General features: G+C 40.4%; 19 protein-coding genes. All 19 read right to left on the bottom strand.

What is annotated here, in order from left to right:
• Nucleotides 1-11 precede the first annotated feature (11 nt).
• The 19 genes from minD to TTE_RS04245 all read right to left on the bottom strand — a co-directional run bounded on the left by minD (nucleotide 12) and on the right by TTE_RS04245 (nucleotide 16274).
• Nucleotides 12-806, bottom strand: coding sequence for a septum site-determining protein MinD (gene minD / locus TTE_RS04335; protein ID WP_011025281.1), 795 nt, complete (start codon nucleotides 804-806; stop codon nucleotides 12-14).
• 40 nt (nucleotides 807-846) lie between these two features.
• Entirely contained in the window at nucleotides 847-1491 is a 645-nt protein-coding gene (gene minC / locus TTE_RS04330; RefSeq protein ID WP_011025280.1) for a septum site-determining protein MinC, read from the bottom strand.
• Between the two features lie 93 nt (nucleotides 1492-1584).
• Nucleotides 1585-3900 carry a penicillin-binding protein 2 gene (locus TTE_RS04325; protein ID WP_041587126.1) on the bottom strand — a complete coding sequence of 772 codons (2316 nt, stop codon included), beginning with the start codon at nucleotides 3898-3900 and terminating at the stop codon, nucleotides 1585-1587.
• Nucleotides 3897-4415 carry a rod shape-determining protein MreD gene (mreD, locus tag TTE_RS04320; RefSeq protein ID WP_011025278.1) on the bottom strand — a complete coding sequence of 173 codons (519 nt, stop codon included), beginning with the start codon at nucleotides 4413-4415 and terminating at the stop codon, nucleotides 3897-3899. Before mreD ends, TTE_RS04325 begins: the two co-directional genes overlap by 4 nt.
• Before the next feature lie 4 nt (nucleotides 4416-4419).
• Entirely contained in the window at nucleotides 4420-5250 is an 831-nt protein-coding gene (gene mreC, locus TTE_RS04315; RefSeq protein WP_011025277.1) for a rod shape-determining protein MreC, read from the bottom strand.
• Between the two features lie 12 nt (nucleotides 5251-5262).
• Nucleotides 5263-6282, bottom strand: a complete 1020-nt coding sequence (locus TTE_RS04310; protein WP_011025276.1) for a rod shape-determining protein — start codon at nucleotides 6280-6282, stop codon at nucleotides 5263-5265.
• Between the two features lie 21 nt (nucleotides 6283-6303).
• Nucleotides 6304-7005: a RadC family protein gene (gene radC / locus TTE_RS04305; RefSeq protein WP_011025275.1), complete on the bottom strand. Its 702-nt coding sequence runs from the start codon at nucleotides 7003-7005 to the stop codon at nucleotides 6304-6306.
• The gene (locus tag TTE_RS04300; protein ID WP_041587125.1) at nucleotides 6962-7576 is read right to left on the bottom strand and encodes a nucleoside triphosphate pyrophosphatase; all 615 of its coding nucleotides are present in this window, start codon (nucleotides 7574-7576) and stop codon (nucleotides 6962-6964) included. The genes radC and TTE_RS04300 overlap by 44 nt, the downstream gene beginning before the upstream one ends.
• 9 nt (nucleotides 7577-7585) lie before the next feature.
• On the bottom strand, nucleotides 7586-7834 hold the full coding sequence (locus TTE_RS04295) for a DUF4321 domain-containing protein (RefSeq protein WP_011025273.1): 249 nt from the start codon (nucleotides 7832-7834) through the stop codon (nucleotides 7586-7588).
• 123 nt (nucleotides 7835-7957) lie between these two features.
• Nucleotides 7958-9703, bottom strand: coding sequence for an NADH-dependent [FeFe] hydrogenase, group A6 (locus TTE_RS04290; RefSeq protein ID WP_011025272.1), 1746 nt, complete (start codon nucleotides 9701-9703; stop codon nucleotides 7958-7960).
• Between the two features lie 21 nt (nucleotides 9704-9724).
• Nucleotides 9725-11515 carry an NADH-quinone oxidoreductase subunit NuoF gene (gene nuoF / locus TTE_RS04285; RefSeq protein ID WP_009609861.1) on the bottom strand — a complete coding sequence of 597 codons (1791 nt, stop codon included), beginning with the start codon at nucleotides 11513-11515 and terminating at the stop codon, nucleotides 9725-9727.
• 15 nt (nucleotides 11516-11530) lie between these two features.
• Nucleotides 11531-11896, bottom strand: a complete 366-nt coding sequence (locus TTE_RS04280; RefSeq protein WP_011025271.1) for a (2Fe-2S) ferredoxin domain-containing protein — start codon at nucleotides 11894-11896, stop codon at nucleotides 11531-11533.
• Nucleotides 11897-11898: 2 nt separating this feature from the next.
• Nucleotides 11899-12447: an ATP-binding protein gene (locus tag TTE_RS04275; RefSeq protein ID WP_009609865.1), complete on the bottom strand. Its 549-nt coding sequence runs from the start codon at nucleotides 12445-12447 to the stop codon at nucleotides 11899-11901.
• Between the two features lie 13 nt (nucleotides 12448-12460).
• Entirely contained in the window at nucleotides 12461-12961 is a 501-nt protein-coding gene (locus TTE_RS04270) for an NAD(P)H-dependent oxidoreductase subunit E (protein ID WP_041587297.1), read from the bottom strand.
• 176 nt (nucleotides 12962-13137) lie between these two features.
• Nucleotides 13138-13845, bottom strand: coding sequence for a PHP domain-containing protein (locus TTE_RS04265; RefSeq protein ID WP_011025269.1), 708 nt, complete (start codon nucleotides 13843-13845; stop codon nucleotides 13138-13140).
• On the bottom strand, nucleotides 13842-14177 hold the full coding sequence (locus TTE_RS04260; RefSeq protein WP_011025268.1) for a DRTGG domain-containing protein: 336 nt from the start codon (nucleotides 14175-14177) through the stop codon (nucleotides 13842-13844). The genes TTE_RS04265 and TTE_RS04260 overlap by 4 nt, the downstream gene beginning before the upstream one ends.
• 17 nt (nucleotides 14178-14194) lie before the next feature.
• Nucleotides 14195-15490, bottom strand: a complete 1296-nt coding sequence (locus tag TTE_RS04255) for a [Fe-Fe] hydrogenase large subunit C-terminal domain-containing protein (RefSeq protein ID WP_009609830.1) — start codon at nucleotides 15488-15490, stop codon at nucleotides 14195-14197.
• A 12-nt stretch (nucleotides 15491-15502) separates the two neighbouring features.
• Nucleotides 15503-15919, bottom strand: a complete 417-nt coding sequence (locus tag TTE_RS04250; protein ID WP_011025267.1) for an ATP-binding protein — start codon at nucleotides 15917-15919, stop codon at nucleotides 15503-15505.
• Nucleotides 15903-16274 carry a DRTGG domain-containing protein gene (locus TTE_RS04245; RefSeq protein WP_011025266.1) on the bottom strand — a complete coding sequence of 124 codons (372 nt, stop codon included), beginning with the start codon at nucleotides 16272-16274 and terminating at the stop codon, nucleotides 15903-15905. The genes TTE_RS04250 and TTE_RS04245 overlap by 17 nt, the downstream gene beginning before the upstream one ends.
• Nucleotides 16275-16280: the final 6 nt, after the last annotated feature.

Here is a 16280-nt window from a genome sequence, read left to right as displayed (position 1 = left end):
CTCCTTGACTTTTAAGCCATCTTGAAAAGCCTTCTTAGCCTGTCCATAAAGCCATTGCCTACATCCAAATTTATAAGAGGAACATTTCTGTCTAAAAACCTCTCAACTAAATTCCTGTAGGCCTGAGAAGCCAAAGACTTCTCATCAAGAACTATAGGCTCTCCTTTATTAGTAGAAATTATTATGTTCTCATCGTCCGGAATTACTCCCAAAAGGTCAATTGCAAGTATGTCAATTATGTCTTCTATATCCATCATATCTCCTCTTTTTACCATATCCATCTTGATCCTGTTTATCACAAGAAGCGGATTATGAAGTTCAGCAGCTTCTAAAAGTCCAATTATTCTGTCAGCATCTCTCACTGCCGAAACCTCAGGAGTCGTCACTACAATAGCTCTATCAGCTCCTGCAATGGCATTTTTAAATCCCTGTTCAATTCCCGCCGGGCAGTCTACCAGTATGTAATCAAACTCCTCTTTTAGGTCCTGAATTAACTTTCTCATCTGTTCCGGCGTCACAGCGGTCTTGTCCCTCGTCTGCGCAGCAGGTAAAAGGTATAAAGTGTCAAACCTCTTGTCCCTTATAAGAGCTTGTTTTAATCTACACTGCCCCTCCACTACATCTACAATGTCATAGACAATCCTGTTCTCAAGTCCCATCACCACATCCAAATTCCTAAGGCCTATGTCAGTGTCCACTAAAGCTACTTTATAACCCTTCATAGCAAGGTATGTACCAATATTTGCAGTAGTAGTGGTTTTACCCACTCCGCCCTTTCCAGAAGTTATGACTATTGCTTCCTTCATCCTCTCACTCCATTCCATTAATATTATCTTTTAGAATATTTTACCATAAGTCGCTGAGGTGGTAAAGTGGTCTTACAATTATTTTGTTTTTCCTTACCACAGCAATTTCAGGATACTCCACTTCCTCCTCTTTGTCAGGAGCTCTCGAAATTATGTTTGCTATTCTAAGCTGCATAGCCTTAAGGGAGGAAGCGACAATAAAAGCCTCTTTATTACCTGTAAAACCCGCATGAGCGATTCCCCTCAAAGTCCCCGTAACTACGATATTGCCAGCGGCCTGAACAAGCCCACCGGGATTTACATCCCCTATTATTACTAAATTCCCGTAGTACTTAACCACTTGCCCTGACCGCACAGTACCTCTGTGAAATTTAGTAATCCCTTCTTCCAACCCATTAAATATTTCGTCATCTGTGACGTTTTTTATATGCTTTTCCTGAAATTTTTTTATAAAAATCTCTACTCCATAGTTTTTCAGGATAAAATCTTTGAGGTCTTCAAGTTCCTCATCCTTAAATTTAGAATTTTTCACCCTGACATTTAAGGTAGCACCCTCAAAAAATTTAAGAGATTTTTCTATTCTATCTACAATTCTTTCCTTTAAAACCTCAATATCCACATCTTCATCCACAACAATTACAAGTCCTTCTTTTGTCCCTTGAATCTTCACAGGCTCTCTTACCATAATTTACCTCCAGTGTAATTTCATCTAAATATCTATATTCTCCACAAAATGCATTTTTCCTGCTTTATAAAAGAAAAAAGAGGGTAAACCTCTTTACCTTAAAGGAGTATTTACAAGATTAAACGTCTCTCTTTCTCCGCTTTTGCTCAGCCCAAAGTAGGCGTCAAATATATCTCTTGCCACGTAAGCAGCGTATGAACCGCCTCCCCCTTGATAAATAACAGTAACTACCACAATTTGAGGATTGTCATAGGGGGCAAAACCTACGAACCAGGCGTAATTATCCCTTCCCTTTATGCCTACCTCTGCAGTACCAGTTTTACCTCCTACAGTCATGGGAAAACCGTCAAATGCAGCGCTTGCCGTTCCCCCTCTTTCAGTAACTCCCTTCATGCCTAGCTTTATCGCATCTAGGTACTTTTTAGGAATGTCTATTTTGCCTAAAATTTCTGGCTCTGTCTTTTTGACTATATTCCCTTCAGCATCTACAATCTTGTCTACAAGGTGGAGTCTATACCGAATTCCACCATTTACCAAGGTTGAGATGTAACTTGCAATCTCAAGAGGGGTAAACTGATTGTCTCCCTGCCCAATAGCCGCACTGCAGGTGTCAGCCAGGCTCCAATGTCTGGCGTAATACATCATCTCCCAAAGTTTTCTCTGCAATTTTGGATCTTTTATTCCCATTTTCTCTAACTTGAGAAAAGTATTGTAGTCACTCAAGTCTCCTTTGTCTACAATCTCTACAATTTTATTGTACTGCTCTTCAGTTATAGGGCCATCGGGGTTTCTTTCGCTTTTTACCATAGACCTTATAAGTGCCAGATAAAACTCTCTTTTATACTGGGGACTTGCGATAATCCCTTTAGCTTCCGGAAGCTCAATGCCTGTCTTCTGGTCTAAGCCAAATTTTTTAGCATATTCCACTATTTTATCTATTCCCATTCTCCTTCCCATCTCATAAAAATAGGTGTCTGTTGAGTACTTGATAGCATCTGACACATTGACCCAGCCCTGTGTCCTACCGTATTCATTCCACAGCCAGTTTGTCTGCCCGGTAATGTATACACCGGGGTCTAGATACTTCTCATCCACAGTAGTGACACCTGTCTCAAGCGCCGCTAGAGCAACTATCATTTTAAAAGTAGACCCTGGAGGCACTGCTCCTTGGGTGGCGTAATTGAAGATAGGGCTCGGATCAACAGTTGCATCTCTTTCCCTAAAAAGCTCATTTACTACATCCTTTGGGGGACTTCCCGTAGCAAATATATTGGGGTCAAAACCAGGCACGCTGGCCAAAGCCAAAATCTTCCCTGAGTGTATGTCCACAACTACTGCTGCTCCAATTTTTGCGTTGGGGCGCGGTTTCCCCAATTTGCCCTCCCTTAATTTTTGCATAGTATTTATGAGGGCTTCCTCTGCAGCCTCTTGAATATTCTTGTCTATAGTGAGAAAAACTGTATCTCCCGGAACAGGTGGCACTGTGCTTAAATTTTTGATAAGCCTTCCGTAATTATCAACTACCACCTGCTGCCCTCCATCTTTCCCGTGTAAATACTCTTCATACAAAGCTTCAATTCCTGAATGTCCCACTAAGTCTGTCAGCTTGTACTTCTTTATATCTAGTTTCTTTAAATCCTCAGGAGTAATGCGGCCAATATAGCCTAAGGTTTGAGATAATAGGGTCCCATATGGATAATACCTTATCGGCTTTATGTTGATCATCACGCCAGGAAGCTCTAAATGCCTTTCTTCAATCTCTGCCACTGTTTTCTGGTCCACATCTACTGCTATTTCGACTGGTTGGTACTGATTGTATCCCTGCTCTTCCATGAGCTGCCTCACAACCATTATCTTTCTTGCATCCTGAGGGCTCAAATCTTTTGAAATCTTAAATTTTTTCATTAAAATATCCCACGTCTCTTTTGCTGTGGCGCTCTCATTTATATTGTTTGCCTTCTTCCACGCCTTTTCCCTCTCTTTTAAGGTTTCAGGTGAGACATCTCCTTCATCAGGATTTTTAAAGTTAAAATAAGGCTCTCCTTTGTCGTTCAAATAAAGAGGAAGGTCATCTTTATACTTTACATTATTTTTTTCTAGTAAATGTATTAACTTCAATATAGTCTCATTCAAATGGCTGTCCACAACTTCACCTTTTAAAATGTCTACAGAAAAGCTAGGCCTGTTTGTAGCAAGTTTTACACCGTACCTATCTACAATCTCGCCTCTTGGGGCATCAATGGGAATCAAGCGAATCGCCTGCTTTATGGAAATTTCTCTATAATAGTCTCCCTTTATAAGCTGCAGGTAAACCAGTCGGGAAACAAGAAGTAAAAGCAGTATCCCTATTATGGAGGCAAGGACGTAAAACCTCTTTTTTAAGGCTTCACTCAACTCTATCACCTTCAAAACCAACTTTTTCTAGAAAAAAGTTTTTTATTCTCACTCACATATCTGTTAAAAGCCACGATGTACCTGTACACAAAGGCAACAATGAGCGAATTGTACACTGATTGTATCATCCCTACATCCAAAAGGCTTTCCAAAAAGTTAAACTGGTACTTCATCAAGACCATTGAAAACATGATTATCAAGTTGTAGAGTAATGTACCTAAGAAGGTAAACACAAAGGCCACAAAAGTGCTTTCTTTAAAGACATTTTTACTCAAAAGCCCTGTGATATAAGATACAACAAGCAAAGAAAATGTGCTGACTCCCAAGGCGTTATTAAAGATGACATCCTGGACAAGACCCGCAAAAAGGCTTAAGTAAACCGCTTCCCAAGGCCCGTTCAAAAGAGATAAGCTCAAGACAAAGATAAAGACTGCGTCAGGTTTTATGCCTAAGATATCAATAAACTTAAAAAGAGAAGATTGGAGAATTATCAGCAAAAGAATCAATAAATACTTGTAGAGTCTCTTCATAGCTTTATTTCCCCGTTTCAGTCATGTTAAGGACGACAAACACGTACTCAAGCCTTTCAAAATCAGCAGCCGGCTTCACAAGTGCTTGTTTGAAAAGTGCTCCCGGCTCTTTTGTCACTTTTTCAACTTTTCCTATTACAAGGCCTTTTGGAAATCTGCTCATGCCAGAAGTGGTTATAATATCTCCTTCTAAGACCTCCGCATCAAGGGGAAGGTATATCATGACAAGTCCCCCTTGAGAATCTCCCCTTACTATCCCATTATCCCTGGTCCTTACATCTACAGCGCTTACCGAACTATCCCTATCTATAATTGCCAAAACCTTAGCCCAGTTATCACCCACCTGCGTCACTTGCCCTACCATGTTTCCCTTTTCGTCTAAAACTGCCATTCCGGGCTTTATTCCATCTCTTTTACCCCTGTCAATGGTAAATATATTAAACCAGTTGCCAGGATTTTTACCTGTGATAGAAGCTAACTTAAGGTCAAGCTCTGGATTTTCTGTCTTAAAATCAAGCGCTTCTTTTAGCCTCAGATTTTCATTTTTTAATTCCTGAAGCTCTATATTTTCCTTCCTCAATTTCTCCACTTCTTTTTGAAGCTTTTCATTTGTAGCCCTTAAAGTCCCAATCTCTCTTATAGAGGAAAAAAAATCAGAAATGCCATTTGTCATCCGATAAAAGACCTTGCCTACAGGAGTAAACACACTGCCTATCACAGATTCTGCTTTCGTAAGATATCTCTCTGTATCATAAGTATAAGCCATGGCGGCAATAAGCGCCACGGCTATTAAAAGCACCAAAATAAGCTGCCTATTTCTAAAAAAACGGGGCACTTAAAACACCTCTCAAACTCTAGTTGCAGGGCTTAAAACTCTCCTGAACAAAGAACTTTCTTCCAAAATCTTACCCGCTCCAAGTGCTACACAATCTGTAGGATTATCCGCTATCTGAACAGGCATTCCTGTCTCCTGCCTTATGAGCTTGTCTATGCCACTCAAGAGGGCTCCTCCACCTGTCAGCATTATACCCCTGTCCATAATGTCCGCAGCTAATTCTGGCGGAGTCTTCTCTAGAGTCATCTTTATAGCCTCAACAATGCTAGAAAGAGGCTCTTTTAAGGCTTCTAGAATCTCGGTAGAAGTAATTCTCAAAGTCTTTGGAAGACCAGAGACCAAGTCTCTTCCTCTTATGTCCATTGACTCTTCTTTCTCTTTTGGGAAAGCCGAACCAATCTGAATCTTTATCTCCTCAGCAGTTCTTTCTCCAATCATAAGATTGTATTCTCTCTTTATATAATTTATTATGGCCTCATCCATTTCATCTCCGCCAACCCGCAAAGACTTGTTAGTCACTATCCCGCCAAGGGAAATCACCGCAACATCAGTAGTTCCACCGCCAATATCCACCACCATGCTGCCGGTAGGCTCTTCTACAGGAAGCCCTGCACCAATAGCTGCTGCCATTGGTTCTTCTACAGTATGGGCTTCTTTTGCACCTGCCTGCAAAGCCGCTTCAATTACTGCTCTTTTTTCTACCTCTGTAACTCCCGAAGGAATGCCAATTATCACTCTTGGCCTGAAAAGCCCTTTCCTGGGATTTACTCTGCTTATGAAGTGATCCAGCATGGCTTTTGTTATATCAAAATCTGCTATGACCCCATCCCTCATGGGCCTTATAGCAATTATGTTTCCGGGAGTCCTTCCTACCATCCTCTTCGCTTCTTCGCCAACGGCAAGGATCGTCTTTGTATCTGTTCGCATTGCCACAACCGAAGGCTCTCTTAAAACAATCCCTTTTCCTTGAACATAAACTAAGGTTGTAGCAGTTCCTAAGTCGATTCCAATATCCCTTGAAAATCCTCTCATCTGTGTATACTCCTTCCTTTCTTATTCAAAATCATAATACCCTTTTTCTTTGAGACTTATACCTCTCCCATCTCCAATTATAACATGGTCCAAGACTTTTATTCCAAGAATATTACCCGCTTCCACCAATCTTTTTGTCACTTCTACATCCTCCCTGCTAGGAGTAGGGTCTCCACTCGGATGGTTGTGAACTAAAATTATAGAAGAAGCAGACCTTTCTATAGCAGCTTTAAACACCTCCCTAGGATGAACGATTGAGGTGTTTAAACTCCCTATAGAAATCGTCTCAATGGCAATTATTTTATTTTTAACGTTTAGCATCACTACTTTGAAATGCTCTTTAGAAAGGTACCTCATTTCCTCCATCAAAAGGTTTATGACGTCTTCAGGAGAAGTTACAGAAAAATTTTCCCCTTGCGTTGAAAGCATCAATCTTCTTCCTAACTCCACTGCCGCTTTTAATTTTACAGCTTTTGCTATTCCAATCCCCCTTATATTCGCAAGCTTTTCCACACTTGAGTTGACAATAAACTTTAATCCTCTCTCCTCTGTAATGAGCTTTTGAGCCAAACTTATAGCATTTTCTCTTCTGCTCCCTGTACCTATTATTATGGCAATCAATTCGGCATTTGAAAGCACCTGGGGTCCGTATTTTATTAGCCTTTCTCTGGGCCTTTCTTCATAAGGCAAGTCTTTTATCCTTATATTCAAATCCTCTCCCAACCCACTTCACCCCAAATTCCCTTTTTAACAGGTCAAAAAGCTTGGCAACAGGCAGTCCTACTACATTGAAATAATCTCCCTCAATTTTTTCCACAATTAAGGACCCGAATCCTTGAATAGCGTATGCACCGGCTTTATCCCAGCATTCTCCTGTATCTATATAGTTTGATATATCTTCATCTTCTAATCTTCTTATCCACACTTTTGTCTCTTGATAATCGACAGAATGCTTCATCTCTGGAAGCTTAATTACTGCTATTCCTGTATAAACGATATGTTCTCTGCCTTGCAAAGTTTTTAACATAGAAAAAGCTTCTTCTCTGTCTTTTGGCTTGCCCAAAATCTCGCCATCTACTACCACAATCGTATCAGCCGCTATCACTATTGCTTCCTCTTTTATGTTCTCAGCTGCTTTTAGCGCCTTTTTAAAGGCTAAATCCATCACATATTTTGATGGTTCTTTTTCGCTTGAAACCTCTTCAATGTCATTCTCCACAATTTGAAATGGAAAATTTAGATTTTCAAGAAGTTCTCTTCTCCTCGGAGATTTAGACGCGAGAAAAATTTTCATACATCCCACCTACATCTTGTAATAGGAATAAATAGCCAATATAAGTCCTATTACAGTGCCTATATTTATTTTAAAAGTGAGCATAAAAGAGAACTTTAAAAAATTGAGGTCCAGTGTCAAAGGATTGTTCATGCCTATTACTTGAGCGTAAGAAAGTTCTTTGAAAAAACGTCCCAAAAGGTCTCCTACAAAACCACCTAGTATCAGTCCTACTAAGAGCAAAAACAACAATGTCCAGCCGCTTTTTCCTCTTCTCAAATCGTTTCACTCCTTGTGGCAAATATCATTCCTTTTTATTATATCACAAATTATATATATTTCTATAACTAACTTTTGAATAAAAAAATGGCAAAGCCCCCAACAAACGTTGGGGACCTTCCTTTATTTCACGAGAGGATAAAGCTCTTTTCTTGAATAGTGGGTGTGCAGAAGTTCGTGGGATTTCTCGCTCAAAGGATAACCCAGGAATTCCTCGTAAAGCCTCTTTATCGCCGGGTTCTCGTGGGACTTTCTTATAGGCAGGTTCTTGTCTATCTCGTAAATTGCCTTTGCCCTTAATTTCTTGACTTCTTCCATCTCGTTAGGATTGTGGATTGGCTGTCCTCCACCCATTATACAGCCACCTGGGCATCCCATCACTTCTATAAAGTGATACTCGACTTCTCCTGCCTTTACCTTGTCAAGGAGCTTCTTAGCATTTCCTGTTCCATTGGCAATAGCAATCTTTATATCCATCCCGTCAATTGTTATTGTAGCCTCTCTCACACCTTCTAAACCTCTCACTTCTTCAAAATCTATCTTCCCTATATCTCTTCCCTCTACAATTTCAGCGACAGTCCTTAATGCTGCCTCCATGACACCGCCTGTAGCCCCAAATATGGCACCTGCTCCTGTAGACATGCCTAAAGGCTCATCAAATTCTTCATCTTTTAAGTTCACAAAATCGATTCCCATCTCTTTTATCATTCTCGCAAGCTCTCTTGTGGTAAGCACGGCATCCACATCTTTCATTCCATTTCTTATCATCTCTTCTCTTTCAATCTCAAGCTTCTTCGCTGTACATGGCATTATTGACACTACGAATATATCTTTAGGGTCAAGCCCTTTTTTCTCCGCGTAGTAGCTCTTTACCAGTGCCCCCATCATCATGTGAGGAGATTTGCAGGTGGAGAGATTGTCTATAAACTCCGGATAGTACTTCTCACAGAAAGCTATCCAGCCAGGGCTGCAGGAGGTTATCATAGGAAGCTTTCCGCCATGTTTTATTCTCTCTAAAAGCTCAGAACCCTCTTCCATTATCGTGAGGTCTGCTGCAAAGTTTGTATCAAATACCGCATCAAATCCCATTCTCCTCAGTGCTGCTGCCATCTTCCCTGTGACAATGGTACCAACAGGCATTCCAAACTCTTCTCCTAATGCTACCCTTACAGCTGGAGCAGTCTGAGCTACAACGTATTTTTTGTCATCTGCCAAAGCTTCATAAACCCTCTTTGTATGGTCTTTTTCGTATATAGCTCCAACAGGACATACCATTATGCACTGGCCACAGCTAATACAGGGTGAATCCTTTAAGCTTCTTCCAAAAGATGGAGCTACCATTGTCTTAAATCCTCTGTTTACCATTCCAATAGCAAATACATTCTGAACTTCTGAGCACACTGCAACACATCTTCTGCAGAGCACACACTTATTAGGGTCTCTCACAACTGCAGGGGAGGCATCATCTATAGGGTATTTTATATTTTCCCCTTCAAACCTTATTTCCTCTACTCCAAGTCTTTTAGCAAGGGCTTGAAGCTCACAATTGGTGCTTCTTACGCAGGTCAAGCAGTTTCTATCATGATTTGACAGTATGAGTTCAAGATTTAGCCTGCGAGCTTCCCTTATCTTTGGAGTATTGGTATAGACTTTCATCCCATCAAACACGGGGTAGGTGCAGGAAGTCTGTAAATTCCTTACTCCCTCTATCTCAACTAGACATATGCGACAAGCCCCAATTTGATTTATCTCTTTCAAATAGCAAAGAGTAGGTATGTCTATGCCGGCTTCTTTTGCCGCTTCCAGTACCGTATAGTAGGAAGGCACTTCTACAGTTATGCCATCTATTGTAACGCGAACTTTGTCCATCCTTTTACACTCCTTCCTCTTTTATTTTTTGTATATTGCGCCAAACGGACACTTATCAATACATGTTCCGCACTTAATACACTTCTCTTGGTCAATCACATAAGGCGTCTTTGGCTTACCAGAAATAGCTCCAACAGGACAGTTCTTTGCACAAATTCCACAGGCTTTGCACTTTTCAGGATCTATAACAAAGCTTAAAAGCGCTGTACATACACCGGCAGGGCACCTTTTTTCTTTTATGTGGGCCTCATATTCGTGCCTGAAATATCTCAAAGTAGAAAGTACAGGATTGGGTGCTGTCTGTCCAAGACCACATAGAGCCGTTGCCTTTATGGTCTTTGCCAGTTCTTCTAACTTTTCAATATCTCCTTCTTCTCCTTTTCCGGAAGTTATCTTATCCAAAAGCTCCAGCATCCTCTTCGTACCAATCCTACAAGGAGCACACTTACCGCAGGATTCATCGACAGTAAACTCGAGGAAGAACTTCGCCACATTGACCATACATGTGTCTTCATCCATCACAACAAGTCCGCCAGAACCCATCATCGCACCTGCACTGGTTAAAGAATCATAATCAATCGGAGTATCTAAAAGCTCTGCCGGTATGCATCCGCCAGAAGGACCGCCTATCTGAACAGCTTTGAATTTCTTTCCTCCGGGTATTCCTCCGCCTATTTCGTATATGATTTCTCTTAAAGTTGTACCCATAGGCACTTCAATGAGTCCGGTGTTATTCACCTTACCGGTGAGAGCAAAAACTTTCGTTCCTTTAGATTTTTCTGTTCCAATGCTTGCGAACCATTCTCCGCCGTTTAATATGATGGGAGGAATATTTGCAAAAGTCTCCACGTTATTTATAATTGTGGGTTTGCCCCATACACCCTTCACCGCCGGGAAGGGGGGTCTTGGCCTCGGCTCTCCTCTTTTACCCATAATAGAGTTTAAAAGAGCTGTCTCTTCACCGCAGACAAAAGCACCTGCTCCAAGCCTTATTTCAATGTCAAAGTCAAACCCTGTGCCAAATATATCCTTTCCTAAAAGTCCGTACTCTCTCGCCTGCTGAATCGCAATCTTAAGCCTTTTTACAGCCAGAGGATACTCTGCTCTCACGTATATATAACCGTGATTTGCACCTATTGCATATCCAGCTATTGCCATTGCTTCTAAAACACTGTGGGGGTCTCCTTCCAGTATGCTTCTATCCATGAAAGCGCCAGGGTCTCCTTCATCAGCATTGCACACAACATATTTAGGGGTTTCTTTCTGCTTGTAAGCAAATTCCCATTTCACACCTGTTGGGAATCCGCCACCGCCTCTTCCCCTTAATCCTGATTTTTTGACCTCTTCAATTACTTGCTCAGGAGTCATCTCTGTAAGAACCTTCGCAAGCGCTTTATACCCGTCAAAAGCAATAGCTTCTCTTATGTCTTCAGGGTTTATCACACCGCAGTTTCTAAGAGCAATTCTTCTCTGTTTTCTGAAGAAAGGTGTCTCCTCCAACGGCTTTATAGCCTTTTCTTCTAGGCTCTCACCGTAGATGTACTTTCTGACAGGTCTTCCCTTTAAAAGATGCTCCTCTACGATCTCAGGCACATACTCTGGCTTTACTCTGCTGTAAAAAACCCCTTCCGGGTAAACTACCACAACAGGACCCAGCTCGCAGAGTCCAAAGCATCCTGTCCTCACAACCAGTATTTCTTTGTCCAAACCCGCTTTTTTAATCTCTTCTATGAAACGTTCAGCTACCTCGTCAGAACCTGATGAAGTACAGCCAGTTCCACCACATACCATTACGTGAGACCTGTAAAGCATCTAATATCCCTCCTCTTACTCGTAATTTTCTATAGTCCATTCCCTGATTGGGTGGCCATTTATCACATGTTCCACTACTATTTGTCTTGCCTTCTTTTCATCAACCTTTACATAAGTGACTTTCTCCTGCCCCGGCATATAAACATCGACAATCGGCTCTAACTTGCACATGCCTATACATCCTGTCTCTGTCACAAGCACATTTGTCACATTTCTCTTTGCCAGTTCGTCCAGTATTGCCATCATAACCTGCCTTGCCCCTGCTGCAATGCCACAAGTAGCCATTCCAACAGCAATTCTTACTCCCGACCTATCTTTTCTGAGGTTTATCTTTTCAAGAGTTTCCTTTCTAATCCTTTCTAATTCTTCTAATGTCTTCATTTTTACACCTCCATTTCACTTTTCTTCATTCCCTCTTCTACATACTCTCTTATCCATGAGAGCACTCTTACATCATTCAAATTCACGTCTTTTAGAACTTCTCTAATCTTTTTTGTGTCAAATTCAAACTCTCGACTGCCTTTTTTAAATCTATAGACAATATCAATCTGCGGTGCTGACATTATTAAAGACACAATTGTAGAAGCTATATCCCCTATTGGAATGAGATTCACACTGGAAAGTTTAAAAGTCCCTTTTATCCTCGTGCCCTTTCCTTCTTCAGAGAAAATTTCGAAAGTTCCTTCGCACTCTTCTGTCAGTTCCTTAAAAAGCGGAATACCCAGTCCAACTCTTCTTTCTTTTCGCGTTGTGACAAAAGGACTTGTCACTTTTTCTAAAAATTCCTTTTTCATCCCACATCCATCATCTTTAACATAAACTGTCAAAAGGTCTTCCTGGGGATTTTCTTCTATTTCAATTTCAACATTTTTCGCTCCAGCTCTTACGCTATTTTGAGCCAAATCTAGTATATAGAGAGCCAACTCTTTCATGATTTATAAATCCCTATTCAAATTTTTTCAGTATTTCATCCACGTCATTAGGAGTAAGCCTTCCAAAAACTTCGCCGTTTATCATCATAACGGGTGCAAGTGCACATGCTCCAAGGCATCTTGTTGGCTCCAGAGAAAATTTACCGTCTTCTGTTGTCTCCCCTACCTCTATGCCCAACTTTTCCTTAATTTTTTCCAGCAACATAGCAGCTCCTCTAACATAACAAGCAGTTCCCATGCAAAGGTTTATTTTGTACTTTCCAGAAGGCTTCAGAGTAAATCTTGAATAAAAGGTCGAAATCCCGAATATCTCCGTCAAAGGAACCTTCATCTCCTGTGAGATGAAAAGCTGAACTTCTATGGGAAGATATCCAAAAATCTCTTGAGCGTCATTCATGACAGCAATTAGTGAACCGGGGATTTCTCTGTAATTTTCTATTGACTTTTTGAACTTCTCAACCTTATCTTTGCCAAACTTCTCTACAAGCTTTTCTTCCAAACTTGCTTCTTTCATGCCCTGCATTGCCTTTCCCTCCTTGAATGAGAAATTTCACAAAATTTTCATCATAGCACTTTTAATTCATCATTCGTTAATATTATATCATAATTTCATTAATTTTTTAACAAACATTTATAAAAAAATTTTTATTTTCTGATAATCACAACCATTTTGGTAGGATTACAAAAAAATTAGCAACCACAAAGCCAATCCACAATGCTTTTCAATGACAAGTCACAAGGTAGGAATTCTTCTCTTTCCGAAATATACCCCAGATGATGAGCATCAGAAGAGCTTATTATTCTATATTTTTTGCATTCTGGATGCTCTTTTAAAAAAACTTTTTTGTCAGTGCTCTTAGATATTTCAATTGTTGATAAACTTTTTATATTAGGAATAAACCCAAGATTAGAAATAATGCTGTAACTTCCCCTATTCACATGGGCAGGAACCGCAGCCCCCCTCCCCTCTATGTATTGAAAAATCTCGCTTATAGTAAAATTAGAAGATACTAACAGTAATTCCTCCATCTCCCCTATCTCCCTGTCCTTCTCATCCATTACAATTTGATTGCCAAAGATTGTTTTATTATTTTTTATTTTAGTCATATTTTTGTTAATAATTTCACTAAATTTGATACACTCTTCCACTGAATAAAAATAACACAGCACATGTACTTCTTCTTTAGTTTGCACTTCTATCCCAGGAACCACTATTAGGCCTTTTTTCCTCCCAATTCTATAAACAGCTTCTACATTTAAAGCTGAGTTGTGGTCTGTCACTGCGATTACATCTAGTCCCTTTAGGAGAGCCATATTGACTATGTTGTTAGGTGTCATATCATCGGATGCGCAGGGAGACAGACAGGTGTGAATGTGAAGGTCATAGTAAACCATCATTTCATCATCTCGTGCAGTATTATTGCCGCCTCATAAGAAGTTCCAGAAAAACTCAAAACAGGAATGCCCTCTTCTTCAGCCTTTGCTTTTGCATCTTCGTCTAACTTGACATTCTCTGGCAAAATCACACAGCTTATTTCAGAAAGAAGAGCTACAGCTATAACATTTATGTGGCTTTGAATGGTTATCCAAGCATCCTTCGCCTTTGCATGAGACATAACCCAGCTTAACAAATCGCAAATATACACTCCCTCAATTTCTCTATCGATCCCCTTCTCTCCCGCTACTAATGAAAAACCTTTTTTAAGAAGATTTTCTACTTTAATACCCATACATTCTCCTCTCCTTTTTACTTAATAACAGGTGGTTTTTTCCCCGCTAGATCATTTAACTCTTCCGCTAAGGCTTTTATTTTATCCTTCAAAATGAAGATACAGTCATTTTCTGTAGCACAGCCTTTTACAATGTCCTCTGCTAAAGCCCTGCAACTGGGAGACCCGCAAGATCCGCAGTCTAAACCTGGCAAAGTCTTGTGAGTTCTGTCTATTTCTTTCATCATTTCCAGTGCTTTAGAAATATCTTTGTCTAGCTTCATCACTTCACTTTTTTCTATTTTCTTTATCCACTTCACCTCTTCAAAACTTACAAGGTCTTCATCTACGGGAGGTTGTTCCCTCTTTGGCAGACTTTCAGCCAACTTCCTTATTCTATTTTTAGCAACAAAAGGATTCTCAACTGTCAGAGGTCCTCCTATACATCCGCCTATGCACGCTAGCCCCTCAAAAAAATCTAAATCACTCAATTTCCCAAGTTCTATCTCTTCTAAGACATCAATGACATTGTGTATCCCATCTACATATATGCTATTTTCTGTAAAAGTACCAAAAGCTTCTCCTCCTGAATTAGCCCATCCTACTCCTATCATGGTAGCTTTGCTCAAATCTCTTACTACAGTAGTTTTCGCTTTTTCAAGTATTTTCCCGTATATTTCCTTCATTGAAAAAGCTCCATCAATCTTGGATTTCTCTAGGCCTACTGGATTTCTTATGCTTGTCACTTTAGCAGCACAGGGAGATATAAAAAAAACTCCTATTTCTTCTTCTTTAAGCCCTGTTTTCTTCACTGCCTGTTTTTTTGCAATTATTGCAGCTGTGTCCATAGGAGAACATATATTAAGAAGATGGTCAATAAGAGATGGAAACCTAATCTGTATGAGCCTTACAACAGCAGGACATGCAGAAGAAATTACCGGTTTTTTCAGATTCCCCTTCTGTAAAGCTTCTCTTGTAAATTTAGAAACAATCTCTGCAGCATAAGCTACTTCAAACACCTCATCAAATCCAATATCTAAAAGAGCACTCAATATCTGGTTGATAGACAAGTCTTTAAACTGCCCGTATAGAGAAGGAGCAGGAAGAGCGATTTTATACCTGAAATTTTTCATAATTTCCAAACTATCCGTAACAGCCAGTTTGGCATGATATGGGCAGACTCTTATGCATTCTCCACAGTCAATACATCTTTCATTTATAATCCTGGCCTTCCCTTCTCTTACCCTTATGGCCTCCGTGGGACACCTCTTTATGCAGTTGGTGCATCCTCTGCACCTGTCCTTATCCAAAGTCACAGAATGAAAATAAGTCATCTTACACACCTCTTAAAACAATATTTCTGCCACTACAACAGTGCCATCTTTACTGCTTTTTATATCCATAAAATCCGAGTTTGCCTTTATATTGGGAAGTCCCATGCCTGCCCCAAATCCCATCTCCCTTATCTCTTCTGGAGCAGTAGAATAGCCTTCCTTCATCGCCAGCTCTATGTCCTCTATGCCAGGCCCTGTATCTTCCGCTATTATCCTGATCCTGTCCTCAAAAATCTCTATCTTAATAGTCCCTCCGTAAGAATGGATTATGATGTTCATCTCAGCTTCATAGCACACTATACAGCTTCTGCGCACTATATCAGGGGCCAAGGAAAGTTGCTTTAAAATTGCCCTTAAATTGCTTGACACCTCTCCAGCAGAATCAAAATCTCTCGCTTTTACTTCAAATTCCTTACTGTAAAGCGCCATTCTTTTCACCACTTCTGCAGGTCAGCCCATTGGAGTATAAAAGCCCACAGGCAATATAAAGAGGGTATTTCGTCTTCATCACCACAAGGCCTGCTTTTTTTGCCTGTTCCAGCACATCATCTCCTGGGCTTTTCCCTCTTACAAAGATTATACATTTTATGTCACCCACAACTTCTGCAGTTCTCACCACCTGAACATTAGTAAGGCCTGTCAATAATACTGCTTTTTCATCCCGAGATGCCAGCACATCGCTCATCAAATCAGCACCACATGCAGTAAATACTTCCTCTTCCAACTTTTCTTCTCCCAAAAGCACTTGAGCCTCTAAAATCTCTTTTATCTCCCTAAGCTTCACAGCAAG

The organism is Caldanaerobacter subterraneus subsp. tengcongensis MB4, from assembly GCF_000007085.1.
GTDB lineage: Bacteria > Bacillota > Thermoanaerobacteria > Thermoanaerobacterales > Thermoanaerobacteraceae > Thermoanaerobacter > Thermoanaerobacter subterraneus.
This window is presented reverse-complemented; position numbering and strand designations above follow the sequence as displayed.